The sequence below is a fragment of the Crossiella sp. CA198 genome, from assembly GCF_052078295.1.
In the GTDB taxonomy this organism is placed as follows: Bacteria; Actinomycetota; Actinomycetes; order Mycobacteriales; family Pseudonocardiaceae; genus Crossiella.
Window position 1 is genome coordinate 1 of the sequence record NZ_JBQJIM010000029.1, and the last position, 24,580, is coordinate 24,580.

Genomic DNA, 24,580 nt, shown 5'->3' on the forward strand with positions numbered 1-24,580 from the left:
TCCGCCAGACCCACGCCTACTTCCGCAGCCGAACCACCGAGCAGCACCTCACCACTGCCGCCCCTTGGACCAGCCCCTGGCTACCCGAAGGTTTCGGACAAGACTTCTGGCCAGGTGCTTAGCTCTTGGTGAGCAGGAAAACCCGGATCTCCCGGTTTCCCGCTCGTTCGGCGTAGGTGTTGTAGGCGGGCCAGACCTTGACGATCTCGGACCAGAGCTTGGCTCGTTCCTCGCCGGTGACCAGGCGTCCGGTCACCGGGAAGTTCTTGGCGCGCAAGGTGACCTGGGCTTCGGGGGTCGCGAGGAGGTTCACCGACCAGGCCGGGTGGTGCTGCTGACCCCAGTTCGAGCCGGTGACGATGAACTGCTCGCCGTAGGGCACGAACAACAGGGGCACCGACCTGGGTTGACCGCTCTTCCGACCCGTGGTGGTCAGCAGCAGGGCGGGCAGGCCCAGCAGCTCGGACACGCTGATCTTGCCCTTGGTGCGCTGCTGGATCTTGACGTCCAGCGGGACGAGCTTGCGGCCGAGGGTGGCGAACCACTCCTGGCGGCCGAACTTGACCGCCAGGTTGCGAACAAGATTCATGTTTAGACCTTATTATCCCTCGGCGCGGGCTAGCGAGACCCCGAACCTACCCGCCGGGTCGGTCCACCATTTGCGCAGGTCGAAGCCTGCGGCGGCGAGTTCCCGGCGGACGCCGGACTGGCGGAACTTGGCCGAGACCTCGGTGCGCATCTCCTCCCCCGCGTCGAACTTGACCTCCAGGTCCAGGGCGTCGACGCGGACGCTCATCGGCTTGGTGGCGCGCAGGCGCATCTCGATCCACTCCCAGTCCTCGTCCCAGACCGCGACGTGCTCGAAGGCGTCGACCTCGAAGTCGGCGGCGAGTTCACGGTTGAGCACGCGCAGCACGTTGCGGTTGAAGTCCGCGGTCACGCCCTGGCTGTCGTCGTAGGCGCGGACCAGGGTGTCCTGGTCCTTGACCAGGTCGGTGCCCAGCAGCAGCCACTCCCCCGGTTGCAGGGCGGCGCGGATGTCGGCGAAGAAGTCGGCGCGTTCGGCCGGGAGCAGGTTGCCGATGGTGCCGCCCAGGAAGGCGACCAGGCGCCTGCCGCCGACGGGGAGCCGGTCCAGGTGGCGGGTGAAGTCGCCGACCACGCCGCGGACCTCCAGGCCAGGGTAGTCCTCGGCCAGGGCGGCGGTGGACTGGACCAGGGCGGCGGCCGAGACGTCCAGCGGCACGAAGCGACGCAGGGTGTGGTTGGCGCGCAGGGCATCCAGCAGCAGGCGGGTTTTGGCGGAGGAGCCAGAGCCGAGTTCGACCATGGTCTCCGCGCCGGTGGTGGCGGCGATCTCGCCTGCCACCTGGGTCAGCACCTCGCGTTCGGCGCCGGTGGGGTAGTACTCGGGTAGCTCGGTGATCTTCTCGAAGAGTTCGCTGCCGCGTTCGTCGTAGAACCACTTGGGCGGCAGGGATTTCGGGTTGGCGGTGAGTCCACTGAGGACATCGGCACGCAGTGCGGCGGCCGCGTCGTGCTCGGTCAGGTGGATGTCCAGTACGGGCAGCGTCATCAATGATCCTCAAGGGGGATTATGTCCAGAGTGGACGAATTGGCCAGCACCAGATGCCGGTCGGGGACCGGCTGCCAGTCGCGCTCATCAGTGGGTTCGGAGGCGACGATCACGGAGTTTCCCGTGTGGCGCACGGACAACGAGTACCACCAAGTGGTGGCCACGATGTTCGTGCCGTCGGTCAGCAACAGGTTGAGCCGGGAGTCCGGGGCGGCCGCGGCCACCGTCCGGAGGAGATCGGGCACGGCGGTCGCGGCGGGTTCGCCCGCGCGCAATCGCCTGCGCAGCAACGCCCACAGCAGGGCGGAGTCGGTGCCCGCGTCCAGGGTGAGCAGGTCGGTCGCCGGGAGGGTCTCGGCCAGCTCAGCCACCGAGTGCGGCCAGCCGGTGACTTTTCCGTTGTGGCTGAACAGCCATTGGCCGTCCAGGAAGGGGGCGTTGGCGGATTCGGTCACCGGCATGCCGACGGTGGCCGAGCGCACCGCGGCCAGCACCGCGCCCGCGGACACCGCGCCCGCCCAGGAGGCGAAGGAGGTGTCCGTCCAGAGTGGACTGGCACTGCGGTGCCGGACCGGGGCGGCTCCGGGCGTGGGGTACCAGCCGACGCCGTGGCCGTCGGCGTTGATCGTGCCGCCGCCGCGCATGTCCGCGGGCGCCCAGGACTGCCGCAGCAACGAGTGCGGCGGGGTCAGCACCAGGTCGGCCAAGGGCATGGCGGGGCCCAGGTAAGCCAGATGGCGGCACACGCCTAGCGGTTCACTTCCTCTGCACGCGCGTCGCGCGCGCACCGGAATCCACTGAAGATCTGTCGGCGGACCGGGTGGTCCCAGTTGCGGAAGGTGCCGCGCACCGCCACCTGGTCGGTGCCGAAACTGCCGCCGCGCAACATCTTGTAGTCGCCGCGGAAGAACACCTTGGAGTACTCGTCATAGGGGAAGGCGGCGAATCCGGGGTAGGGCAGGAAGTCGCTGTCCAGCCACTCCCAGACATCGCCGATGAGCTGGCGCACCCCCAGCGGGGAGGCGCCGTCCGGATAGGACCCGGCGGGCGCGGGACGCAGGTGCCGCTGGCCCAGGTTGGCGTGTTCGGGACCGGGATCGTTGTCGCCCCAGGGATATCTGCGGGAGCGGCCGGTGGCCGGGTCGAAGCGGGCGGCCTTCTCCCATTCCGGTTCGGTGGGCAGCCGCTTGCCCGCCCAGCTGGCGTACGCCTGGGCTTCGTGGAAGCTGACGTGCAGCACGGGTTCGTTGTCCGGCACCGGTTCCAGCACGCCGAAGCGTCGGCGCAGCCAGCCGTCGTGGCCGTCGGAACGCCAGAACAGCGGGGCGGACAGGTTGGCGCGCTGCCGGTGCGCCCAGCCGGCCTCGCTCCACCAGCGTTCGTCGTCGTAGCCGCCGGCGGCGATGAACTGGCGGTATGCGCCGTTGGTGACCGGGGTGGTGTCCAGGAAGAAGTCGGCCACCTGCACCGGATGCGCGGGGCGTTCGTTGTCCAGGGCCCACGGTTCGGTGGAGGTGCCCATCTCGAACCGGCCGCCGGGGATCAGCACCTCGGCCGGGAGTCTGTCCACATCGGAGGGTGGGTCCGGCGGCGGTGGGGCGTGCAGGGCGGCCGGGCCGATGCGGAGCTGGTGGGTGGCGAGCATGGTCTCGTCGTGCTGCTGCTCGTGCTGGGCGATCATGCCGAAGGCGAACGCGCCGTCGAGCAGCCGACCGCCCTCCAGTGGTGAGGTGTCGAGCACGTCGAGGACCTTCTCCCGCACCTCGCGCACATAGGTCCTGGCCTCCCTCGGGTTGAGCAGCGGGAGTTGCGGACGGCCGGCGCGGGGGTGTTTGAAGGCGTCGTACAGCTCGTCGATGTCCTGGCGCACCGGGTCGCGGCCGCCGACATCGCGCACCAGCCAGAGTTCTTCCTGGTTGCCGATGTGGGCGTAGTCCCAGATCAGCGGCGACATCAGCTTGGAGTGCTGTTTGACCAGATCGGCCTCGTCGATGGACTCGGTGAGCCCGGTGCTGCGGTTCCTGGCCCGCTGTAAGGATTCCGCGACCGTGTCGCGTAGCTGCTCGATGGGCAGATCGACTGGGTTGACGGTCATGCCAGCTCCTCGGCCGCGCCGACCGGAGCACGGCCGGCCAACAGGTATCCCACGGTCTCCTCGACCAGCGCCCTGGTGGCGGCTGGCAGCCCTAGCTCGGGCAACGCGCGCAGCGCCAGGTCGAAGACCCGTGGCGCCACCATGGCCAGCACCGGATCGGTGAGGCCGTGCCGCGCCGCCTCGACCCAGCGGTCGGCGGCCTGACTCACCGCGTCCAGCGCGCTGTCCACTGTGGACTCCCGGTGGAACAGCGCGATCAGCAGCGCCACCGGGACGGTCCACTCGCCGGTCGGCTGGGTGTCCAGGTAGCGGATCTCGAGGTACCCGCGCGGGCGGACCGGCGGGAACATCGTGCTGAGGTGGTAGTCCAGATCGTCGGTGGTGGGGCGGCGCTCCAGCGCGCCGTCGGCCCAGGCGCCGAAGGTCAGGCCCGGTGGCGCGTCCCAGCAGGTGCCGGGGCGGCGCAGGCAGATCAGCGGGGTGTCCATGGCCCGGCGGGCCCAGTCCGCGGCCGGGTCGGCGCTGACCTCGCCGGCTCTGGTGCGGTTGGGATCGGTGCCGAACAGGGTGCGCATCCGGGCCGAGGCCCAGCCGGTGCGCCGCCCGGCGAACTCCGTGGAGTTGGCGAAGGCCGCCGCCAGCACCGGTCCCAGCGCGTGTGCGACGGCCCAGCGGGTGGCGACCCGGCCGGGTTCGCCCGCGTCCACGCAGACCTGGAGTCCGGCGGTGCTGCACATCATGGTCCGGCCGTCCGGTCCGCGGCGGTTGAACGCGGTCTCCATGGCCGCGTAGCGCGGGACCTGGAGCAGTCGGCGCGGGAGCCGGTGCGCGTCGATGCCGTGCTGACCCAGCCGGAGTCCGGCGCCACGCAGGAGTTCGATGAGATAGGCGATGTCGGCGGTGGCCACGGGCAACAGCCCGGCCAGGCTGGGCGCCGGTTGGGTGGAGATCTCGACCTGGCCACCGGGTTCGACGGTGATCAGGGAGCCGTTCGGGAGCGGGTGGTGCGGGCTGCCCTGGACCAGCAGCGGTGGTGCGTGCGTGCCCAGTGCGTCACGGAGCGTGTTCAGGCTGAGTGGTCGAGCGGGCTGGTCCGCGTGGTGCACGGTCCATTCCAGTTCGACCCCGACCAGCTCGGGTGGGCCGGTTTTGAAGCAGACAGAGGCGACATATGCCTCAGCCTCCGCCCGGTCGTGCAGCGGTTGGGACAGCGGTTCCGCGAAGGTGGTTGCTTCGGACGGCATCACTTTTGATCACCCCTTGTGATCGACCGACATCCGAAGCTACACGCCGAAAGTGAACCTCGCACTCCAACGATCGGCTAGCTGGGGAGACGGCGCCGCCGGGGGCGGTGTTCGTGGCCCGGACGCGGGGGGCGGGGATGCCGGGGTGCTGCGGGCGCGGGGCTGGGTGTCCGCGCCCGCAGCGGCTACCGGCTGGGGTGGTCAGCCGGCCTTGGCGTTGGAACGGCCACGCAGCACGGTGTTGGCGGTGCTGTTGGCCTTGATCGCGGCCTCGATCTGGGCCATGGTCGAACCGGAGGTCAGGCCGGGGACGGTGGTGGTGTTGAGGGCGTAGAGGGTGAAGGTGTACGGGTTGGTGTTGCCGCCGGGGCAGGGGCCGAAGAACTTCTGCGCGTTGGCCCCGCTGCCCATGGCCTTCTGCTTGGCGCCGCCCTGACCGGGGACGGTGAAGCCCGCTGGCAGGTCATCGGGCAGCTTGAGGGTGGCGGCCGGGATGTCCCAGATCGCCCAGTGCAGCTTGTTGCCGTTGTTGACCCGGTCGGCGAAGACGATCGCGTACGCCTTGGCGCCCGCGGTGCCCGCGCCCCAGGCCAGCGGCGGGGACGGGTCCTGGCCCGCGACCTTGTCGCCCGCGCAGGTGTGCCGGGCCGGGATCATCGCGTTGTCGGCGAAGGCCGTGCTGGACAGCTTGAAGTCGCCGGGCTGGGGTTCGCCGCCCTCGTACTGGACGTCGATGCGCAGGATGCGGTCGTTGCCCGTGGTGCCGTCCTTGTCGGTGCTGGTGGTCAGCCAGATATCGCCCTGCTTGTCCACCTCCACCGTGCGCAGCCTGCCGTAGCTGCCCTGGAAGTAGATCTTCTGGTCGACCAGGTTGCCCGCGGCGTCGATGCGCATCCGGTAGATCCGCTCGCCCCTGGTGGTGGCGACGAAGACGTGGTCGTTGATGATGGTCAACCCGCTGGGGCTGGCGGCACTGGTGGACCAGGTCTTCTTCGGCGGGATGGTGCCCGCGCAACCGGAGCCGGAGGTGCCCTCGCACTTGTCCCAGCCGTAGTTGCCGCCCTTGGTGATCAGGTTGACCTCGTCCTGCTGGGAGTTGCCGAACTCCGAGGCCCACAACCGGCCCTGCGAGTCGAAGTCCAAGCCCTGCACGTTGCGGTGGCCGTAGCTCCAGATCGCCTTGCCGGGGAACGGGTTGTCCGCGGGGATGCTGCCGTCGGCGTTGAGCCGCAGGATCTTGCCCGCGTTGTTGTTCAGGTTCTGCGCGTTCGGGCCGTTCTGGGCGTCACCGGTGGAGATGAACAGGTGCCTGCCGTCGGGGCTGAAGCGCAGCCTGCCGCCGTTGTGGAAGCGGCTCTTCGGGGTGCCGCCGAGCAAGGTCTGCCAGCCGGAGAGGGTGTTGCCCTCCAGCTTGACCCGCACGAGCTGGTTGCCCGAGGACGCCGTGTGGTAGATGTAGACCAATCCGTCACTGGCGAAGTTCGGCGAGACTTCCAGGCCCAGCGCGCCGCCCTCGCCGCCGGTGCTCTGCGCGCCGGGGATCTTGCCGAGCACGGTCTTCTGACCCGACGGGGTCACCCGCAGCACATTGAAGCTCTCCCGCTCGGTCACCAGCGCGGAGCCGTCCGGCAGGAACGCCAGGCCCCAGGCCACGTCCACGCCGCCGACGATCTGGCTGACCGCGCCCGGCTCGGGCACGCCGGCGCCGCCGCTGGGGCTGGTGGTCACGGTGATCGGGCCGGAGAGGTCGGAGCGGTTGCCCGCGGCGTCCCTGGCCCGCACCTGGAAGGTGTAGGCCTTGTTCGGGGCCAGACCGGCCGCGGTGTGCGTGGTGGTGCTGCCGTCGGCGGTGCCGGTCTGCGCGCCGTCGGTGAAGATCTCGTAGCCGGTGACCTTCACGTTGTCCGTTGAGGCGTTCCAGGCCAGGTCGACACTGGTCGAGGTCTTGCCGGGGGAACGCAGCGAACCGGGGATGGTCGGCTTCTCGTTGTCCGGCGGGGCCGGGTCGGTGCGCACCGGCACCGGGTTGGAGGCCGGCGAGACGTTGCCCGCGGCGTCCTTGGCGAAGACCGTCCAGTCGTAGAGGGTGTCCGGCTCCAGGTTGTCCACCGTGGCGGCCAGCACCGCGCCGACGCTCTTCATCAGCTGGCCGTGCTGGTAGATGTCGTAGCCGGTGACGCCCACGTTGTCACTGGCCGCGTCCCAGGCCAGGGAGACCGAGCTGGCCGTCTTGCCGGTGGAGCGCAGGTTCGGCGGCGGGGTCGGCGCCTGGGTGTCGCTGCTCTCCACCGAGAGCTTGTCCACGTTCGGGCCGCCGTTGGCGGTCACCGCGGTGGCCCGGATCTTGTTCGCGCCCGCCTTCAGGGTGGCGGTGATGTTCTTGGTGGTCCAGGTGGTCCACGCGCCGGTGCCCTCGAAGGCCAGGTCGTTGGCCACGATCGCGCCGTCCACGGCGACGTCCATGGCCCGGTTCACCGCGGTGCCGTTGGCATAGCGCAGGGTGAGGGTCTGGGTGCCCGCGGCGGCCGCGGTGACCGTCCACTCGACGTAGCCGCCGGTCACGTTCGTGTAGTTGACGAAGCCCCGTCCGGTGAACCCGGTGTGGTTGGACTCGACGACTCCCTGGGAGATCGAGGCGTCCTCTGCCTCGTAGTCGGTGGGCGCCGCGCTCGCGGCGGGAGCGGAGCCCACGGCGAACGCCGCGAGCGCCACAGCGATGGAGGCCGCGGTCACACGTCGTGACCGGGCTGGACTCGTTGCCACAGTTACCTCACACAGCTTGCGGAAGTGCGGTCGTCTGCAGGGGGCGGCGGACGTGCGCGAGCTGGCGGACTCACCTGGTGCCGGGCCGGAAAACGCGGACAGTAAACAAAGTTTCCTAACCCGCGGGCCAGATAACACCACCGTGTCACCGGGCTGTCAACGGCCGGTCGTCGGGATGCGAGAACGTTTGCAGGAATGAACCCGATCGGCCGTGGGATGAATCCCGACTGTGAAGTACGTACGTACGGTTTGCACCCGCCCGGTTCGGACTGTCACGATCAGTAGGTGCCACGGGTAAGCCAGGACCACCTCGACGCGCGCCGCCGCCAGATCCTCGACGGAGCGCGGAGTTGCTTTGCCCGCTTCGGGTACGAGGGTGCCACGGTCCGCCGCCTGGAGGAAGCCACCGCGCTCTCCCGCGGCGCCATCTTCCACCACTTCCGGGACAAGGAGTCGTTGTTCCTGGCGCTGGCCGAGGACGACGCGCACCGGATGGCGCAGGTGGTGGCCGAGCAGGGCCTGGTGCAGGTGATGCGCGAGCTGCTCAAACACGAGTCGCACGACGGCGGCGAACACCCGGCGGACTGGCTGGGCACCCGCCTGGAGGTCTCCCGGCGGCTGCGCACCGACCCGGACTTCCGGGCCCGCTGGGCCGAACGCTCCGAGGCACTGACCGCGGCCACCAAAGCCCGGCTGCAACGGCAGCGCGAGGCCGGAAACCTCCGCGACGACGTGGACGTCGACGTGCTGACCGGATTCCTCGAACTGGTCCTGGAAGGCCTGGTCTCGCACCTGGCCATGGGCCTGCCCGCCGACGACCTCGACCCGGTGCTGGACCTGGTCGAGGAAACCGTCCGCCGCCACCGCCGCTCCCTGCCGTAACCAGAACGGCCAACAAGGCGTACGACAACGGCCAACGCGGCGTACCAGAACGGCCAACACGCGGGCGGGGGTTCAAGCCCGCGCGGCGTGTTGGCCGTTGTGGACGGTGAGTTGGCCGATATGGACGGTGTGTTGGCCGTTGTGGGACGGGGTTTTGGCTGTTGTGGGTGGGGTCAGGGGCTGGTGAGGTGTTCGCCGAGGGCGGCTCGGGTGCGGCGGACGTGCTGGCGGGCGAGTTCGGCGGCCAGGCCGGCGTCCCGGTTGCGGATCGCGGTGACCAGGGCCTGGTGTTCGGCGATGCTGTCCGCGCCGCGGGCGGGGGCGACCGCGGCGAAGTAGAAGCGGACCCGTTTGGCCAGTCCGGCGCGGATTCCCGCCAGGACCTCGTTGTGCGCGCAGGCCGCGATCGCGGCGTGGAAGTGCTCGTTGATGGTCGGCAACCGCTCGGGTTCCTCGCAGTCGAGGGCCTCCCGGCCCAGTTCGACCAGTTCGGTCAGCCGGGCCAGTTGCGGCTCGGTGCGGCGTAACGCGGCCTTGGCCGAGATCTCGCCCTCCAGCACGGTGCGCGCCTCGAACAGGTCCACCACCTCCTGGGTGGACCAGGTGCGCACGAACGCGCCCTCACGCGGCCGCAGCTCGATCCAGCCCGCGGTGTCCAGCGCGCGCAGCGTCTCACGGACTGGGAGGCGGCTCACCCCGAAATGCCGGGCCAGCTCGTCCGGGTCCAGGCGCTGTCCCGGGGTCAGGGCGCCGTCCAGGATCGCCTCCTCCAGCAGGCGATACAGCTGATGTCCCAACGGGGTCGGCGCGCTGAGTCCGGGCAGCTCGGTTACCTTGGCCGTCGGCGTGTCATTGCGCGGCCTGGGCACGAGCGCCTCCTAGTTGCCATATCAACAATCCGCTGCAAATACTGTAGCCAGTTCCGTCCGCCGCCAAACCGAGGATGCGCATGCCCGACCAGCTCGACCAGGTCCAGCACTCCCCCGTCCGGCAGGCGCCGACCGCCCTGCTCGCCATCGGGCTGACCAGCGGTCTGCTCTCCGGATTATTCGGGGTCGGCGGCGGGGTCCTGATCGTTCCGGCCCTGGTGCTGCTGGCGGGTTTCGGCCAGAAACTCGCGCACGGCACCTCGCTCGCCGCGGTGGTGCCGATCTCGATCACCGGCGCGATCGGCTACGCCGTGGACGGGTCGGTGAACTGGCTGGTGGCCGCATTGCTGGCGGCCGGGTCCATGGCGGGTGCGGTGCTGGGCACCTGGCTGCTGCACGTGCTGCCGGTGCGCTGGCTGCGCTACGGCTTCGCCGCGGTGCTGCTACCGCGATCCGGCTCGGTTTCGAGACCCCGCAACGACTGAGCGAGGTCGAACTCGGCGTGGGCGGGGCGGCGCTGATGCTCGCGCTGGGCCTGCTGGTGGGCACGCTGTCCGGGATGTTCGGCGTGGGCGGCGGGATCATCATGGTGCCGGCGATGATCCTGCTCTTCGGCATCAGCGATGTGGTGGCCAAGGGCACCTCGCTGCTGGTGGTCATCCCGACCGGGATCATCGCCACCGTGCAGAACCTCAAGCGCGGCAACACCGATCTGCGCTCGGCCGCGATCCTCGGCCTGGCCGGGGTGGTCTCGGCCTACGGCGGCGTGCTGCTCGCGCTGCTGCTGCCGCCACGGCTCTCGGTGGTGCTCTTCGCCGCGCTGCTGGCCTTCACCGCCTATCGCATGCTCAGGGCCAAGTCGGACTAGCTCAGCCGCCGGTGAAGCGGCCGGAGAAGGTCGCGATCGGGACCGCGCTGGTCCGCCGCGGCGGTGCTGGTCCGGCCGAACCTACGGCTGCCAGCCGACGGGTTCGTCATCGCCGGGCCTAGCCGCGCAGCACCGCGAGTTTGCTCAACGTGCTGCGCCCGGTGATCCGCACCCGCGGCCCCCGAGCCTGGGTGGCGCCCGGCAGCGCCCGCTTGCCCAGCACCGCGCTGCCCTCGTCCAGCACGGTCGCGTCGGGCGGCACCGTGATGATCACCTTGCCGCAGAAGGCGGTGGCCACCACCTCGACCTCGGTGTCCCCGGAAAGCCCGGACAGGTCCAGGATCACCGCGCCGAAGACCGCCTTGACCTCCACCCGCCCCGGTTCCATCGCGCGCTGGATCTTGCTGCCCACCGCGACCACCCGCTGCGCGGGCACCGCGGGCGCGCCCAGGTCGGCCAGCACCGGCAGCAGTTCGGCCGAGGTGCGCGCGTCATAGGCCCTGGCCAGTCGCTCGTTGTGCTCCGGCCAGGTCAGCCTGCCGTCGGCGACCGCGGTGTTGAGCTGGGCGACCGCGACCTCCCGCTCCTGGTCGGTGATCCGCAGCACCGGACGGTTGTCCTCGGCGGCCATGGCTGTCCCCCCTGATTCTCTCAGTGCGCGAGATTCTTTCGTGACGCTGAGTTCTCGTCAAGCGGACCGGCGGCCAACCGAACGGGTCAAGACACTCCCGCCGTCCGGCCGCTTGTCCGTGGCACTGGGTGACGGGACAGTGGAACAAAGTTGTTCCACTTGGAGCAGGACATGCCCAGTACACCGCAGTTGTCCCGAGGGGCCCGCACCCGGCACCGGGTGCTCGACGCCGCCGCCCGCCTGCTGGCCAAGGACCCTGGCGCGAGCCTGGGCGAGATCGCCGCGGCCGCCGGGATCGGCCGCACCACCGTGCACCGGCACTATCCGACCAGGGACGACCTGTTGCAGGCACTGGCCTTCGACGCCCTCGCGGCCATCGCGGAGGGCGTCGGCGAGGTCCCGATGGCCACCGAAGCGCCGGAGCGGGCGCTGCTCGCGCTGGCCACCGCGTTGCTGCCGCTGGGTCCCCGGGTGTCCTGGCTGGCCAACGAGCGTTCGCTGACCGCCAACCGCGAGGTGCTGGCCGGTTTCGAGCGGGTCGCCCGGCCGCTGAGCGAACTGGTGGAACGCGAACAGGCCGCGGGCCGCTTCGCCGCGCATCTGGCGCCGCACTGGGTGGTGCAGGTGTTCGTGGCGGTGCTGTGCGCGGCCTGGGAGGCCGTGGACAACGGCGAGCTGGCCCCGAAGGCGGCGCCGGAACTGGTGGTCGAGACCGTGCTGAGAGGGGTCGCCCGATGACACCCCCTGTGTCAACCTCAAGATCGAAATCAGGCAGCGGCGGGTTGTGTGACCGACTGTTCAGGGACCTGCCGGGCCCCGCCGTGCAGGAACGGATCGTAGGCGGTGCCGTCCTGCCAGCAACGCCACATCACCCGGACCCAGGCGCGGGCCAGGATGCGGGTGGCGTGCGCGTGGTCCTTGCCCGAGGCTCGGGCCCTGTCGTAGATCCCCGCGGCCCAGGGGCTGACGAAGCGGCTGTTCGCGGCGAAGGTCGTGATGGCCTGACGCAGGCGTTTGTTGCAGGCCCAGCGGAAGGACACGCCGCGCTGTTTGCCGGAGGCCTTGGTGACCGGGGTGATCCCGGCCAGCGCGGCGACGGCATCGGGGTGGTCGAACACCTCACGGGCCTCGCCCCACTCGGCCAGGATCTGGCCGGCGTTGATCGTGCCAGCACGCGGGAAGGAGCGGAAGATCTCCCCATCGGGGTGGGTATCCATCCTCTCGCCGGTCGAGCGGTCCAGGTTCTTGATCGCGGTGTTGAGCGCGGTGAGCACGCCGACCTGAGCCAGCACCGCGTCACGGATCCCTTCGGACACAACGGGATCGAGCGTGCCGGCCGGCGCCGAGCGCAGCCTGGCCAGCGGCACGGCGGCGGGTTTCCTGCCCGAGTAGCCCTGCTTGGCGCAGAACGCGGCCATCCGCTTCTCGGTCAGGCCGGCAGCCGATACGGCGGTCGGGTACTGGGTGAGGAAGGCCAGGGCGATCGCCGACTCGATGTCGGCGAAGATCGCTTTGGCGCCGGGCCAGTGCGCGTCCAGCAGCGCCGCGAGCTGGTTGGTGGCCGCGACCCGGGCCTCGACCAGGTCACCGCGGGTGCGGACCACGGCCCGCAATGCCTTGGTATGGCTGGACATCGGCGCGGCCGGGCGCAGGCGGTGGAAGCGGACCCGCAGGTAGTCGGCGATCACCCCGGCTTCCGCCTGGTTCCTACCACACACGCCCAGTTGGCGTCTGCTCAGAAGAGGGTGCACTAGTGACCGTGCTGGGACATCTGCGGTCGCAGCTGACCTTCCTGACCCATCGCGCCGCGCTGTGGGGCGCTTCCGTGATCGGTGATCCCGGCGCGCGGCTGGTGCGCCGTGGCACCGCCGACCCGTACCCGCTGTATGAGCAGATCCGCGCGGCCGGGCCGCTGGTGCGCAGCCGGTTCGGCTTCTACGTCGGCGCCGGGCACGAGCTGTCCGCGCGGCTGCTGCGGGACGAGCGCTTCGGCATGCCCGGCCCGCACGGGGTGTTCCCGCAACGGGCGGCCACCGAACCGGTGCACCCGATCGAGGACTCGTTCCTGATGATGGACCCGCCCGACCACACCCGGCTGCGCCGACTGGTCGCGCCCTGGTTCACCTCGCGCACGATGGCCCGGCGCGCGCAGGAGATCGAGCGGATCGTGGCCGACTGCCTGGACGAGTTCGAGGACGCCGGCGAGGTCGACCTGATCCCGTTGTTCGCCAACCGGGTTCCGGTGCAGGTGATCTGCGATCTGCTGGGCGTGCCCGCGCCGGAGCACGAGCGTTTCCGCGGCTGGGCCAACCGGATCGCGCCCGCCTTCGACGGGGTCAACTCGGTCGGGGAGTTCGAGCGGCTGCGGCAGGTGATGCTCGAACTGCAGGAGTTCTTCACCGAGCTGATCGCCTTCCGCCGCAGGCACCCGGCCGAGGACATCCTCAGTGGACTGGTGCACGCCAAGGTCGACGGCGAATCGTTGAGCAGCAAGGATCTCCTGGCCACCAGCGGGTTGCTGCTGCTGGCCGGGTTCGGCACCACGGTGAACCTGATCGGCAAGGGCGCGCTCGGCCTGCTCACCCACCCGGACGCGCTGGGCCACCTGCGCCGCGATCCCGGACTGGCCGCCGCGGTGGTGGAGGAGACCCTGCGGTACGACCCGCCGGTGCACCTGACCGCGCGCTTCGCCAGGGTGGACGCCGAGGTGGCCGGGTTCCGGATCCGGCGGGGCGAGCAGATCGTGCTCTCCCTGGCCGGGGCGAACCGGGATCCGGCGGTGTTCGACCACCCGGACCAGTTCGACCCGACCCGCCCCAACGCCAGGGAACACCTGGCCTTCTCCGGCGGGATCCACTTCTGTGTCGGCGCGGCGCTGGCCCGCCTGGAAGCCGGGATCGCGTTGCGCGCGCTGTTCCAGCGGCACCCGCGGCTGGAGCTGGCCGGGGCGCCCGAACGCGGGGACGGGCGGACGTTGCCGATGCTGACCAGCCTGCCCGTGCACTGCCCGCGCCGGGCGGCCAGTTCGGCGGCCTGACCCGGCGCGGGCGGAGCGTCAGTTGACGCCGTGCATCAGCCGCTTGACCCGGTTGGCACCGATCCACAGGAACACGGCCAGCAGGATCGCGGCGCCGCCGAGCAGGCCGAAGTAGGCCAGTTCGGACATGGTGGTGGACAGCGGCGCGATCTGACCGGCGATGCCGTTGCCCGCCGCGGTGGCCAGGAACCACAGGCCCATCATCTGCGAGGCGAAGGCGGCCGGGGCCAGCTTCGTGGTCGCGGACAGACCCACCGGGGACAGGCACAGCTCGCCGACCGTCTGCACCGCGAAGACCAGCAGCAGCCACAGCGCGCCGACCTTCTCGCCGCTGAGCCCGGCCACCGCGAGGATGCCGAAGGACAGGCCGATCAGCACCAGCGCGACGGCGAACTTGCGCGGAGTGGACGGCTGCCGGGTGCCCAGGCGCAGCCACAGCGCGGCCACCAGGGGAGCCAGCAGCACGATGAAGGCCGGGTTCACCGACTGGAACCAGGGGGCAGGGAACTCCCAGCCGAAGATGTTCCGGTCGACCCGCTCCTCGGCGTAGATGTTGAGCACCGTGCCGGCCTGCTCGAAGATCATCCAGAACAGGGTGGCGCCGATGAACAGCGGGATGTAGGCCTTGACCCGGTCCCGCTCCACCGGCGTGGTCTTGTCGCTGCGCAGCATGAAGGCGAAGTAGCCGGCGGGCAGCAGGATGGACATGCCGCTGATCAGCAGCACCACGCCGCCGACCTCCAGCACGCCGAGCAGGATCGCGGCCACCACCGCGGCGAGGACCGCGAGCACGATGCCGACCAGCCGGCCAACGATCTTGGCGCGCTGGTCCTCCGGCAGCGGGTTGGTCGGGCGCAGACCGGCCTCGCCGAGGTTCTTGCGGGTTAGCACGTACTGGACCAGGCCGAAGAACATGCCGATCGCGGCGACGCCGAAGCCGACGTGGTAACCCCACTGGGCGGCGAGGAAGCCACACAGCAGCGGCGCGATGCCGCCACCGATGTTGATCGACATGTAGAAGATGGTGAAGCCGGCGTCCCGGCGCGGGTCGTCCTCGCTGTAGAGGCGGCCGACGATGCTGGAGATGTTCGGCTTGAGCAGGCTGGTGCCCAGCACGATCAGCACCAGGCCCACGTAGGTGGTCGAGGCGCCGGCCGGGATGGCCATGCTGATGTGCCCGAACATGATCAGGATGCCGCCGTAGAGCAGCGCTTTCTGCGCGCCGAGCAGGCGGTCGGCGATCCAGCCACCCGGCAGGGAGCCCATGTACACCGCGGCGGCGTAGACCGAGCCGACCGCGATCGCGGTCTCCTTGGGGATGCCCAGACCGCCCTCACTCACGGCCTTGTAGAGGTAGATGACCAGCAGCGCCTTCATCCCGTAATAGGAGAACCGCTCCCACATCTCGGTGAAGAAGAGGCTGGACAGCCCTCTTGGCTGGCCGAAGAAGCCGCGTTGCGGCGCCGCTTCGTTGACGGTCGCGCTCACGGTGAGGTCCCTCCTGATGTCACACCGCCCGGGTTAACCGGACCTGTCAAGGGCGGAAGAGTACGCGCGTCCGATTTGGCTCGACAACGGCCTGTCTTTCACCGAATTAAGTGCTACGAAAGGACCTGGTGACCCAGGTCTCATTCACTGTTGAAACACTTGGTCAGCACAACTGCCAGATCCGGATCGACCGCCAGCGCGGCCCTGGAGCGTGGGCGGATCGGCGAGCAGCGGACCAAGTCGCCACGGGTCGGTTCCGTCCTGGCCGGGTAACTCCAGGAATTCCCGCAGGTCACCGACAAGCTCCGGATAGCCGCGGCGGAGTTCGGTGTGTTCCCGGCCACGTCCGGCACTGAATTCCAGCCCGGCGGCGAGTTTCCTCCCCGCGGTCCGATTCGCGGTGTCCTCGCGCTGGAATCGCAGTGCCGACGAGCCATTCGATCTCGCCATCACCCGGAGAGGTGACGCTCCAAGCCCGGCAGCACCAGTTCCCGGTGCGCCTTGATCACCCGGGCGAACACCTCCTCCGGATCAGCCGCCCACACCTCCTCGTGGAACACCTCCACCTCCGCGAACCCCGCATACCCGGCAGCCGCCACGCACCCGCCGAGCACCCCGAAGTCGATGTGCCCCTGCCCCGGAATCCCGCGCCCCGCGAGGACATCCGCCGGTAACGGAGTGATCCAGTCGCACACCTGGTACAGCGCGATCCGCTCCGCCGCCCGCGCGATCTGGGCCTCCACCTCCGGGTCCCACCACACGTGCACGGTGTCCACCACCACCCGCACCGCGGGGCTGCCGATCGCCTCCACCATGTCCAGGGCCTGTTTCAGGGTGGAGAGCACGCCGCGATCCGCGCAGAAGACCGGGTGCATCGGCTCCAGGGCCAGGATGACGTCGCGTTCGGCGGCATAGGGGGCGAGTTCGGCGACCGCGTCGGCGACCCGGGTTCGAGCGGCGGGCAGGTCGCGGTCGAACAGGCCGCCGACGACCAGGACCAGGGACTGGGCGTGGAGTTCGGCGGCTTCGTCGATGGCGCGGCGGTTGTCGGCGAGGGCTTCGGGCTGGTTGGCGGGGTTGGTGAGGAAGCCGCCCCGGCAGAGGGAGGTGACCGTGAGGCCGGATTCCCTTACCTGGTGGGCGGTTTTGGTCACGCCGTTGGTCTGGACCGGGTCGCGCCACAGGCCGACCGCGGGCACCTGGTGGCGCTGGCAGGCGTCCAGGAGCTGGGGCACGGTGAGGCCGCGGACGGTCATCTGGTTCATGGACAGGTGGTTCACGACTCGACCCCCGCGGTGGCCAGCAGGAGGCGCCAGCGGTGGGCGGCCAGGTCCGGGTCGGGCAGCAAGCCGGTCCGGTCGGCCAGGCGCAGGACCTCGGCCAGGTGCGGCAGGGAGCGGGCCGACTGGGCGCCGTTGACCATGGTGAGGTTGGCCTGGTGGCCGGTGAGCCAGGCGAGGAAGGTCAGGCCCGTCTTGTAGTGGTAGGTCGGGGTGGCGAACAGGTGACTGGACAGCGGGACCGTGGTGGCCAGCTGCGCCCGGAAACCCGCGGTGTCCCCGGCGTCCAGCAGGGACAGTGCCGCGGCGGCGATCGGCGCGATGCCGTCCAGGATGCCCAGCAGGGCGTCGCTGTGGCCCTGCTCGTCGCCCGCGATCAGCTCCGGGTAGTGGTAGTCGTCGCCGGTGTAACAGCGCACCCCCTCGGGCAGCCGCCTGCGCAGGTCGATCTCGTGCCCGGCGTCGAGCAGCGAGACCTTGATGCCGTCCACTGTGGACGCGTGCGCGTGGATCAGGTCCAGGAAGTGCCCGGTGGCCTCGGCGACCTCGGTGCTGCCCCAGTATCCGGTGAGCGCGGGGTCGAAGGCCGGGCCCAGCCAGTGCAGGATCACCGGGCGGTCCGCGGCGCGCAGCACCCGGTCGTAGACCCGGTGGTAGTCCTCGGGTGCGCGGGCGATGGCGGCCAGGGCGCGGCTGCACATCAGGATCGGCTGGACCTCGGCCTCGGCGGCCACCTCCAGCTGTGCCAGGTAGGCCTGCGCGACCTGGTCCAGGGTGGCCGGGCCGGTGAGCTGGTCGGTGCCGATGCCCGCGGCGATCCGGCCGCCGCAGGCGCGGGCCTCCTTGGCGCTGCGCCGGATCAGCTCGGCCGCGATCGGCCAGTCCAGGCCCATGCCGCGTTGCGCGGTGTCCATCGCCTCGGCCACGCCGAGTCCGTGCCGCCACAGATGGTGCCGGTAGGCCAGGGTGCTGTCCCAGTCCAGTTCGGGCGGGGCGCCGGGGGTGTTGTCGGCGAAGGGGCAGGCGACCACGTGCGCGGCAGCGAGGACCTGGCGCGAACTCGACGGTCTGGCCGGCGGTGGCCAGCGCCAGCCGCGGGTGTCCAGGGTGTGCCGGTGCAGGGCGCCGCCGGGCTGGGGCAGCAGGACCTCGGTCACGTCAGCTCCGGCACGCTCAGCCGCCTGCCCTCGGCGGAGGAGCGCAGGCCCAGCTCGGCGAGTTGCACGCCGCGGGCGGCGGTGTGGAAGTTGTGCGGGTACGCCCGCGCGGGTTCCGGGTCGGCCAGGTGCCGGAGGAACTCGGTCCACTGCTCCTTGAAGCCGTTGTCGTGACTGGCGTTGTCCGGCACCGGATGCCACTGCGAGCGGAAGTCCGCCTCCACCGGCAGATCCGGGTTCCACACCGGTTTCGGCGTGTGCGCGCGATGCTGGGCCACGCACTCGCGCAGGCCGGCCACCGCGCTGCCCTGCACACCGTCCACCTGGAACTCGACCAGCTCGTCCCGCCGCACCCGGGTGCACCAGGAGGAGTTGACCTGCGCGATCACGCCCTCGCCCAGCTCGAAGATGGCGTAGGCGGCGTCGTCCGCGGTCGCCTCGTAGGACTGCCCGTGCTCGTCCCACCGTTGTGGGACATGGGTGACCGCGCGCGCGGTCACCGCGGTGATCGGGCCGAACAGGCCCTCCAGGAGGTAACTCCAGTGGCAGAACATGTCCAGCACGATGCCGCCACCGTCCTGCGCGCGATAGTTCCAACTGGGTCGTTGCGCGGGCTGCCAGTCGCCCTCGAACACCCAGTAGCCGAACTCGCCGCGCACGCTGAGCACCCGGCCGAAGAACCCGCCGTCCAGCAGCCGCCGCAGCTTCTTGATACCCGGCAGGTACAGCTTGTCCGCGACCACGCCGTGCCGGATCCCGGCGGCCTCGGCGGCCCTGGCCAGCTCCAGCGCGGCAGGCACGTCCGGGGCGACGGGTTTCTCCGCGTAGACGTGCTTGCCGGCGGCGATGGCCCGGTGCACCGAGGCGACCCTGGCGCTGGTCACCTGGGCGTCGAAGTAGACCTCCACCCCGGGGTCGGCCAGCACACCGTCCACATCGGTGCTCCAGCGCGGCAGGTCGTGCCGGTCGGCGATGTCCTTGAGCTTGGCCGGATCCCGGCCCACCAGCACCGGCTCTGGTAACAAGGTGTCCCCATTCGGCAACCGGATGCCGCCCTCGTCCCGGATCGCCAGCAGCGAACGCACCAGATGTTGCCGGTATCCCATGCGTCCGGTGACTCCGTTGAGTGCGATCCCGATGGGGCGCACCGACATGTCGACCTCCCGTGCACGTAGGTGGCAGTCTGGAAAGCGCTTTCCAACACGCTACGGTCACGGGCTCGCCACCGTCAAGGCGCGGGCCAGCTACTCTGCGTACCGCGAGTATGGAGGTGGACCGGTGACGCAACGGCAGGTCACGCTGGCCGAGGTGGCCAGACAGGCGAGCGTGTCCTTGGCGACCGCGTCCCGCGTGCTGAACGGCAGCACGCGGCAGGTGAGCACCGAACTGCGGGACCGGGTGCTCGCCACGGCGCGTTCCCTCGGCTATCTCCCGAACGCTTCGGCGAAGGCTTTGGCGCGCAACTCCAGCGTGCTGGTCGGCCTGGTGGTGCACGACATCGCCGACCCGTACTTCTCCTCCATCGCCGCCGGGGTGACCAGGGTGGCCGAGGAGAACGGGCTGATCGTGGTGCTCGGCACCACCAACCGGGACCCCGGCCGGGAACTGGCGCTGCTGTCCACCCTGCGCGCGCACCGGGCCAGGGCGATCGTGCTGGCCGGCACCCGCACCACCGACCGCAACACCACCGCGCAACTGGCCGCCGAGGTGCAGGCGTTCACCGCGCAGGGCGGCAGGCTGGCGTGTGTGTCCCAGGCCAGACTGCCCGCGGACACGGTGATCCCGGCCAACAAGCTGGGCGCCACCAAACTGGCCCGCGCGCTGGTCGAGCAGGGTCACCGGCGCTTCGCCGTGCTGGCAGGACCGGCCGAGCTGGTCAGCGCCAGGGACCGGCTGGCCGGGTTCCGCGCCGGACTGGCCGAATCCGGCATCGAACTGGCCGCCGACGCGGTGCTGCACGGCGGCTTCACCAGGGACGGCGGCTTCACGGCGGCTCAGCAGCTGCTGACCAGCAAGACCGGCGCGACCTGCGTGTTCGCCGTCAACGACGTGATGGCGCTGGGTGCGATGGCCGCCTTCCGGCAGGCCGGGCTGACCGTGCCGAACGACATCTCGGTGGCCGGGTTCGACGACATCCCCACCCTGTCCGACCTGGTGCCCTCGCTGACCACGGTCCGGCTGCCCCTGGAGGAGATGGGCGAGCGCGCGGCCCGGCTCGCGCTGGACGAGCAGCCGCCACCGCAGACCCGCTCGATCCGGATCAACGGCGAGGTCGTGCTGCGCGATTCGACAGCGCCACCACGCTGAGAGCACGCTCAGACACGCGCGACATTCCCACGTAGAGGGGACATGGGTCACAGAAACGCGGCCGGACCGCGTTTGTCCAGCGCTTACACTGGGTAGGATCCGCGCACGCGGGTCCGATTCTGTGATCCATCCTGTTTGAGGAGTGAAGCACCCCGTGCCAGACGCGCGGTCCCCCGGAAACAGTAGCGAGCCGGGGGAAAGCCCCGGCTGTCATAGCGGCCCGGACACCCGTCTCCGCGGAGGCGAGCGGTGACCGGAACGCTATCCATCGTGCTCAGCCTGGTCGGCCTGCTGGTGCTGACCCTGGGTACCGGCCTTTTCGTGGCCGCCGAGTTCTCCCTGTCCGCGCTGGAGCGCAGCACCGTCGACGCGCACGCCCGTGCCATCGGCGACCGCAGGGCCAAGCAGGTCCAGCACGCGCACCGGACCCTGTCCTTCCAGCTCTCCGGTGCACAGCTGGGCATCAGCATCACCACCCTGGTCACCGGTTACCTGGCCGAACCGGCCATCGCCCGGCTCACCGGACCACTGCTGATCTGGCTGGGCCTGCCCCAGTCGGTGGCGCTGGTGCTGGCGGTGGCCCTGGCGGTGCTGCTGGCCAACGTGCTGTCCATGGTCTTCGGCGAACTCGTGCCCAAGAACCTGGCCATCGCCCGGCCGCTGCCCACCGCCCGCGCCACCGCGGGCCTGCAGGCCGGGTTCTCCGGCGTGTTCCGGTGGGTGATCACCGGGCTCAACGGCGCGGCCAACTGGATCGTGCGCGGTTTCGGCGTCGAGCCGGTGGAGGAGCTGCGCTCGGCGCGGTCCCCGCACGAACTCGGCTCGCTGGTGCGCACCAGCGCGGCCCGCGGCTCCCTGGACAAGGGCACGGCCACCCTGCTGGACCGGTCGCTGCGCTTCGGCGACCGGCTCGCCGACGAGCTGATGACGCCCAGGGTGCACGTGCAGGCGCTGCGTTCGGACGCCACCGTGCCCGATCTGATCGAGCTGAGCCTGCGCACCGGGTTCTCCCGGTTCCCGGTGCACAGCGGCGATCTGGACGACGTGATCGGCGTGGTGCACGTCAAGCAGGCCTTCGGCGTGCCGGTGGACCAGCGCGACACCACCAGGGTCTCCTCCCTGGCCCGGCCGGTGCCAACGGTGCCGGACACCCTGGAAGGGGACGCGCTGCTGGACCGGCTGCGTGCCTCCGGACTCCAGGTGGCCCTGGTGGTGGACGAGTACGGCGGCACCGCCGGCCTGGTCACCCTGGAGGACCTGGTGGAGGAGATCGTCGGCGATGTGCGCGATGAACACGACCGCGGCGAGGTCAACCCGGTCCGCCCGCTGGGCAAGCAGAGCTGGATGGTCTCCGGGCTGCTGCGTGGTGACGAGGTGGCCGAGGCCACCGGCTTCGACCTGCCCGAGGGCGACTACGAGACCATCGCGGGCTACGTGCTCTACCGGCTCGGCCGGATTCCCCAGGTCGGCGACGAGGTCCGGCACGACGGCTGGCGGCTCACCGTGATGCGGATGGACCGCAACCGGATCGCCGACCTGCGCGTCACCCGCGTGCCCGAGGCCGTGCCTGCCGGGGCCGTCATCGCCCCCGCGGAGGTGCCGGCATGAGCGGCGGAGTCGCACTGATCGTGTCGTTGCTGTTGCTGGGCTTGAACGCCTTCTTCGTCGGCGCCGAGTTCGCCCTGATCAGCGCCCGCCGGGACCGCCTGGAAGCGCTCGCCGACGCCGGTTCGGCCGGGGCCCGCACGGTGATCAGGGCCAGTGAGCAGATCTCGCTGATGCTGGCCGGCGCGCAACTGGGCATCACGCTGTGCTCGATCGCGCTGGGCGCCATCGCCAAACCGGCGGTGGCCGCGCACCTGAGCCCACTGCTGCTGCCGCTGGGTGTGCCCGAGGCGGTGGCCGATGTGCTGGCCTTCATCGCCGCGGTGCTCGTCGTGGTGGTGCTGCACATCGTGCTCGGCGAGATGGTGCCCAAGAACATCGCCATCGCCGGACCCGAGCGCACCTCACTGCGCATGGTGCCCGCGCTGGTGTTCTTCGTGCGCCTGGTCCGCCCGGTGATCACGGTGCTGAACTGGCTGGCCAACGGCGTGCTCCGGTTGCTGAAGGTGGAGCCGAAGGACGAGATCGACACCGCCTACACGCCGAACGAGCTGTCCGAACTGATCGCCGAATCCCGGCGCGAGGGCCTCCTAGATGACTCCGAACACCGCCGCCTGACCCAGACCCTGTCCTCGGCCCAGCGCACCGTCGCCGACGTGCTGGTCCCCCTGGACAAACTGACCACGGTGCCCGAACGCCCCACGGTCGGCGACGTGCAACAGGCGGTGGTCAGCACCGGCTATTCCCGTTTCCCGGTCCGCACCGCCACCGGCTCAGTCCGCGGCTACCTACACGTCAAAGACGTCCTGGACCTCGCCAGCGCCGACCCGTCAACCCCAGTCCCCCTCAACCGAATCCGCGGCCTACCAGAACTCCCAGCAGACGCCCGCCTGGACGAAGCAGTAGCCGCACTAAGAAGAGCCCAAAGCCACCTGGCAGGCGCAGTAGCCCCAGACGGCGCAGTACTAGGCGTGGTCGCCCTAGAAGACCTGGTAGAGGAATACGTAGGCACGGTCCGAGACGCCACCCACGTCCCAAGCTAACCGTCCACCTGTTGCGAAACAGGCGTGGCGCGCAGCGACACGGCGGGCTCTTCACCAGCGGCGGGGTGCCGATTTTTCGCGTTGCCTTGTCGTGCGTCCGACGCATCCGAAGCTTGCTTCGCGTGCGGCGGATGCACGACGAGGCGACTTAGAAGCGAAAAATCCAGCGTGCGGAGCACGCCAAGGACAACGGGGCCGGCACCCACATGCCAGGTGCCGGCCCCGTTGCGCGGGAACCTCCGCGCTCGGGGCAAATCGTGACATCCGCCCGCTCGAGTCGCGGTATCCCGCCCTGGTGGTTGCCAGCGACGGAGGCGGCGCGGTCGGCCCTGCTCCGACCGCACCGTCCCGCTGACGACCTGTGGCGTTGCCCCCGTATGGGTACGAACGGGAGTCACACCCCTGAACTGTGAGCTGACTCACACGCTCCCGGGCGACGTGCCTGTACACAGAATGGCGAGAGAATCACGGACTGTAATCCTCCTCGCCAGTGGGGACACCCCATGCGGAACGCGTCGCCGCCCGCCATGTCCTTCTCCGCCGCCGATTGGGGCCAGTGCGCCAGGCTGCGCCCCGAACTCGTCCGCCTCGCCGCCCGCCGTGGCGCGGGGGACGATGCCGAGGACCTCGTGCACGAGGCCTTCATCCGCACCGCCGCGCACCCGGACCTGGATCGCAGCCGGTTGCGCCCGTTCCTGATGACCGTGGTCAAACGGCTGTGCGTGGACCACCTGCGCCGCCAGGCGGTGGCCAACCGGATCTTCGACCACCCGATGCTGGCCCCGGTGGCAGGCACGGGCGTGGCCGAGGCGGTCACCGACCGGCTGCACGCGCGCTGGATGCTCGACCAGCCCGATCTGCTGGCCGAGGCCGACCGGCGGATCCTGATGCTGCTCGCCGACGGCCGCTCCTACCGCGAGGTCGGCGAACGGCTGCGGATCAGCGAACTGGCGGTCGAGCAGGCCGCCCGCGCCGGACGCCGCCGGATACGCCGCAAGATCGGGCAGATGGAGCCGACCGAACCGTGAGCAGACCGAGCCCGCTCCGGCTGATCGTCTGGAACCGCAGCCACCTCGCGGTGGTCCAGCCGGTGGGCAGGCTGGACCTGTCCACCCACCAGCGGCTGCTGGACGGACTGCTCAAGATCGCCGCGGCCGAACCCGCCGCACTGGTGGTGATCCTGGACAAGCTGCAGCTGGGCTCACCATCGGCCCTGGGCATTTTCCACCGGGTCTGGCGGCAGGTGAACGTGTGGCCGGACATCCCGATGGCCCTGGTCGCCGAGGAACCGGAACTGCAGCAGGCGGTGGCGACCGGTCCGCTGGCCCGGCTGCTGCCGGTGTGCCCGACACTGACCGAGGCGGTGCGGGTGTGCCGCAGTCCGCCCCCGGTCCGGCAACGGCAGGTGCGCCTGCCGTGCGGGGACATCAGCGGGCTGCGCGCCCGGCTGTTCGTCACCGAGGCATGCCTGGACTGGGGGCAGCACGAACCCCTCGGCGACGCGCTGCTGATCGTGCAGGAGCTGGTGTCGGCCGCGGTCGAGGAGGGCGGGCCCGAACTGTGGGTGCGGGTGCGGATGCGCGACATCCGGCTGACCGTGTCGGTGCGGGACCGGACACCCGACGCGCCGGCCCGGACCCCGCCCGCCCTCGGCCAGCTGGCGTTGGCGCACGGGCGCACGCCGAGTCCCGGCGGCAAGGTCACCTGGGCGGTGCTGCGCGGTCAGTGACCTAGA

The 24,580-nt window shown here is 70.5% G+C and carries 23 protein-coding genes and 1 pseudogene; 11 read left to right on the plus strand and 13 right to left on the minus strand.

Annotated features, from left to right (window positions below; all coding sequences use genetic code 11):
- Positions 1 to 122 (plus strand): annotated as a pseudogene (locus ACTOWY_RS37075) (IS630 family transposase); the annotation flags it as partial.
- Here the strand turns inward: ACTOWY_RS37075 and ACTOWY_RS37080 are convergent.
- From ACTOWY_RS37080 to ACTOWY_RS37105, 6 genes are all read right to left on the minus strand, one after another.
- Positions 119 to 589 (minus strand): nitroreductase family deazaflavin-dependent oxidoreductase, encoded by a 471-nt coding sequence (locus ACTOWY_RS37080; RefSeq protein ID WP_441314256.1) that lies wholly within the window; start codon positions 587 to 589, stop codon positions 119 to 121. The pseudogene ACTOWY_RS37075 and the gene ACTOWY_RS37080 sit on opposite strands and share 4 nt — an antisense overlap.
- Before the next feature lie 12 nt (positions 590 to 601).
- Positions 602 to 1,576 (minus strand): L-histidine N(alpha)-methyltransferase, encoded by a 975-nt coding sequence (gene egtD / locus ACTOWY_RS37085; protein WP_441314257.1) that lies wholly within the window; start codon positions 1,574 to 1,576, stop codon positions 602 to 604.
- Complete coding sequence (gene egtC, locus ACTOWY_RS37090; protein ID WP_441314258.1) at positions 1,576 to 2,322, minus strand: ergothioneine biosynthesis protein EgtC; 747 nt, start codon at positions 2,320 to 2,322, stop codon at positions 1,576 to 1,578. Before egtC ends, egtD begins: the two co-directional genes overlap by 1 nt.
- Positions 2,323 to 2,324: 2 nt before the next feature.
- Positions 2,325 to 3,671 (minus strand): ergothioneine biosynthesis protein EgtB, encoded by a 1,347-nt coding sequence (gene egtB, locus ACTOWY_RS37095; protein ID WP_441314259.1) that lies wholly within the window; start codon positions 3,669 to 3,671, stop codon positions 2,325 to 2,327.
- Entirely contained in the window at positions 3,668 to 4,915 is a 1,248-nt protein-coding gene (gene egtA, locus ACTOWY_RS37100; RefSeq protein WP_441314260.1) for an ergothioneine biosynthesis glutamate--cysteine ligase EgtA, read from the minus strand. The genes egtB and egtA overlap by 4 nt, the downstream gene beginning before the upstream one ends.
- 201 nt (positions 4,916 to 5,116) lie before the next feature.
- On the minus strand, positions 5,117 to 7,648 hold the full coding sequence (locus tag ACTOWY_RS37105) for a PQQ-dependent sugar dehydrogenase (protein ID WP_441314261.1): 2,532 nt from the start codon (positions 7,646 to 7,648) through the stop codon (positions 5,117 to 5,119).
- A gap of 315 nt (positions 7,649 to 7,963) precedes the next feature.
- Here ACTOWY_RS37105 and ACTOWY_RS37110 point away from each other — a divergent pair, with 315 nt between their 5' ends.
- Positions 7,964 to 8,560 carry a TetR/AcrR family transcriptional regulator gene (locus ACTOWY_RS37110; protein WP_247762569.1) on the plus strand — a complete coding sequence of 199 codons (597 nt, stop codon included), beginning with the start codon at positions 7,964 to 7,966 and terminating at the stop codon, positions 8,558 to 8,560.
- 173 nt (positions 8,561 to 8,733) lie between these two features.
- Here ACTOWY_RS37110 and ACTOWY_RS37115 read toward each other — a convergent pair whose 3' ends face one another.
- On the minus strand, positions 8,734 to 9,429 hold the full coding sequence (locus ACTOWY_RS37115; protein WP_441314262.1) for a GntR family transcriptional regulator: 696 nt from the start codon (positions 9,427 to 9,429) through the stop codon (positions 8,734 to 8,736).
- An 80-nt stretch (positions 9,430 to 9,509) separates the two neighbouring features.
- Between ACTOWY_RS37115 and ACTOWY_RS37120 the strand changes: the two genes are divergently transcribed.
- Together ACTOWY_RS37120 and ACTOWY_RS37125 are read left to right on the plus strand one after the other, a co-directional pair.
- Positions 9,510 to 9,914, plus strand: coding sequence for a sulfite exporter TauE/SafE family protein (locus ACTOWY_RS37120; protein WP_441314263.1), 405 nt, complete (start codon positions 9,510 to 9,512; stop codon positions 9,912 to 9,914).
- 17 nt (positions 9,915 to 9,931) lie between these two features.
- Entirely contained in the window at positions 9,932 to 10,297 is a 366-nt protein-coding gene (locus ACTOWY_RS37125) for a TSUP family transporter (RefSeq protein ID WP_441314264.1), read from the plus strand.
- A gap of 118 nt (positions 10,298 to 10,415) precedes the next feature.
- On the opposite strand, the gene ACTOWY_RS37130 is transcribed toward ACTOWY_RS37125, so the two are convergent.
- The gene (locus ACTOWY_RS37130; protein WP_441314265.1) at positions 10,416 to 10,928 is read right to left on the minus strand and encodes a DUF1707 SHOCT-like domain-containing protein; all 513 of its coding nucleotides are present in this window, start codon (positions 10,926 to 10,928) and stop codon (positions 10,416 to 10,418) included.
- A 171-nt stretch (positions 10,929 to 11,099) separates the two neighbouring features.
- On the opposite strand from ACTOWY_RS37130, the gene ACTOWY_RS37135 reads away from it, so the two are divergent.
- Entirely contained in the window at positions 11,100 to 11,666 is a 567-nt protein-coding gene (locus tag ACTOWY_RS37135; protein WP_441314266.1) for a TetR/AcrR family transcriptional regulator, read from the plus strand.
- 29 nt (positions 11,667 to 11,695) lie between these two features.
- Here the strand turns inward: ACTOWY_RS37135 and ACTOWY_RS37140 are convergent, their stop codons facing one another.
- Positions 11,696 to 12,616: a transposase gene (locus tag ACTOWY_RS37140; RefSeq protein ID WP_441314267.1), complete on the minus strand. Its 921-nt coding sequence runs from the start codon at positions 12,614 to 12,616 to the stop codon at positions 11,696 to 11,698.
- 65 nt (positions 12,617 to 12,681) lie between these two features.
- On the opposite strand from ACTOWY_RS37140, the gene ACTOWY_RS37145 reads away from it, so the two are divergent.
- Positions 12,682 to 13,965, plus strand: a complete 1,284-nt coding sequence (locus ACTOWY_RS37145; protein WP_441314268.1) for a cytochrome P450 — start codon at positions 12,682 to 12,684, stop codon at positions 13,963 to 13,965.
- Between the two features lie 18 nt (positions 13,966 to 13,983).
- Here the strand turns inward: ACTOWY_RS37145 and ACTOWY_RS37150 are convergent, their stop codons facing one another.
- From ACTOWY_RS37150 to ACTOWY_RS37165, 4 genes are all read right to left on the minus strand, one after another.
- Positions 13,984 to 15,453: a peptide MFS transporter gene (locus ACTOWY_RS37150; RefSeq protein WP_441314269.1), complete on the minus strand. Its 1,470-nt coding sequence runs from the start codon at positions 15,451 to 15,453 to the stop codon at positions 13,984 to 13,986.
- Positions 15,454 to 15,902: 449 nt separating this feature from the next.
- Entirely contained in the window at positions 15,903 to 16,733 is an 831-nt protein-coding gene (locus tag ACTOWY_RS37155) for a sugar phosphate isomerase/epimerase family protein (protein WP_441314270.1), read from the minus strand.
- Positions 16,730 to 17,890, minus strand: a complete 1,161-nt coding sequence (locus ACTOWY_RS37160) for a dihydrodipicolinate synthase family protein (protein ID WP_441314271.1) — start codon at positions 17,888 to 17,890, stop codon at positions 16,730 to 16,732. Before ACTOWY_RS37160 ends, ACTOWY_RS37155 begins: the two co-directional genes overlap by 4 nt.
- Positions 17,887 to 19,044: a Gfo/Idh/MocA family protein gene (locus ACTOWY_RS37165; protein ID WP_441314272.1), complete on the minus strand. Its 1,158-nt coding sequence runs from the start codon at positions 19,042 to 19,044 to the stop codon at positions 17,887 to 17,889. Before ACTOWY_RS37165 ends, ACTOWY_RS37160 begins: the two co-directional genes overlap by 4 nt.
- 124 nt (positions 19,045 to 19,168) lie before the next feature.
- Between ACTOWY_RS37165 and ACTOWY_RS37170 the strand changes: the two genes are divergently transcribed.
- From ACTOWY_RS37170 to ACTOWY_RS37190, 5 genes are all read left to right on the plus strand, one after another.
- Entirely contained in the window at positions 19,169 to 20,197 is a 1,029-nt protein-coding gene (locus ACTOWY_RS37170; RefSeq protein WP_441314273.1) for a LacI family DNA-binding transcriptional regulator, read from the plus strand.
- A 249-nt stretch (positions 20,198 to 20,446) separates the two neighbouring features.
- Positions 20,447 to 21,805, plus strand: coding sequence for a hemolysin family protein (locus tag ACTOWY_RS37175; RefSeq protein ID WP_441314274.1), 1,359 nt, complete (start codon positions 20,447 to 20,449; stop codon positions 21,803 to 21,805).
- Entirely contained in the window at positions 21,802 to 22,845 is a 1,044-nt protein-coding gene (locus tag ACTOWY_RS37180; protein ID WP_441314275.1) for a hemolysin family protein, read from the plus strand. Before ACTOWY_RS37175 ends, ACTOWY_RS37180 begins: the two co-directional genes overlap by 4 nt.
- Positions 22,846 to 23,348: 503 nt before the next feature.
- On the plus strand, positions 23,349 to 23,873 hold the full coding sequence (locus tag ACTOWY_RS37185; protein WP_441314276.1) for an RNA polymerase sigma factor: 525 nt from the start codon (positions 23,349 to 23,351) through the stop codon (positions 23,871 to 23,873).
- Positions 23,870 to 24,574: a hypothetical protein gene (locus ACTOWY_RS37190; protein ID WP_441314277.1), complete on the plus strand. Its 705-nt coding sequence runs from the start codon at positions 23,870 to 23,872 to the stop codon at positions 24,572 to 24,574. The genes ACTOWY_RS37185 and ACTOWY_RS37190 overlap by 4 nt, the downstream gene beginning before the upstream one ends.
- Positions 24,575 to 24,580: the final 6 nt, after the last annotated feature.

Excerpts from the sequence above, each read along its gene's own strand:
- ACTOWY_RS37080 (WP_441314256.1), bottom strand. The coding sequence starts at position 589 with ATGAATCTTGTTCGCAACCTGGCGGTCAAGTTCGGCCGCCAGGAGTGG.
- egtD (WP_441314257.1), bottom strand. The coding sequence starts at position 1,576 with ATGACGCTGCCCGTACTGGACATCCACCTGACCGAGCACGACGCGGCC.
- egtB (WP_441314259.1), bottom strand. The coding sequence starts at position 3,671 with ATGACCGTCAACCCAGTCGATCTGCCCATCGAGCAGCTACGCGACACG.
- egtA (WP_441314260.1), bottom strand. The coding sequence starts at position 4,915 with ATGCCGTCCGAAGCAACCACCTTCGCGGAACCGCTGTCCCAACCGCTG.
- ACTOWY_RS37120 (WP_441314263.1), top strand. The coding sequence starts at position 9,510 with ATGCCCGACCAGCTCGACCAGGTCCAGCACTCCCCCGTCCGGCAGGCG.
- ACTOWY_RS37130 (WP_441314265.1), bottom strand. The coding sequence starts at position 10,928 with ATGGCCGCCGAGGACAACCGTCCGGTGCTGCGGATCACCGACCAGGAG.
- ACTOWY_RS37135 (WP_441314266.1), top strand. The coding sequence starts at position 11,100 with ATGCCCAGTACACCGCAGTTGTCCCGAGGGGCCCGCACCCGGCACCGG.
- ACTOWY_RS37165 (WP_441314272.1), bottom strand. The coding sequence starts at position 19,044 with ATGTCGGTGCGCCCCATCGGGATCGCACTCAACGGAGTCACCGGACGC.
- ACTOWY_RS37180 (WP_441314275.1), top strand. The coding sequence starts at position 21,802 with ATGAGCGGCGGAGTCGCACTGATCGTGTCGTTGCTGTTGCTGGGCTTG.
- ACTOWY_RS37185 (WP_441314276.1), top strand. The coding sequence starts at position 23,349 with ATGCGGAACGCGTCGCCGCCCGCCATGTCCTTCTCCGCCGCCGATTGG.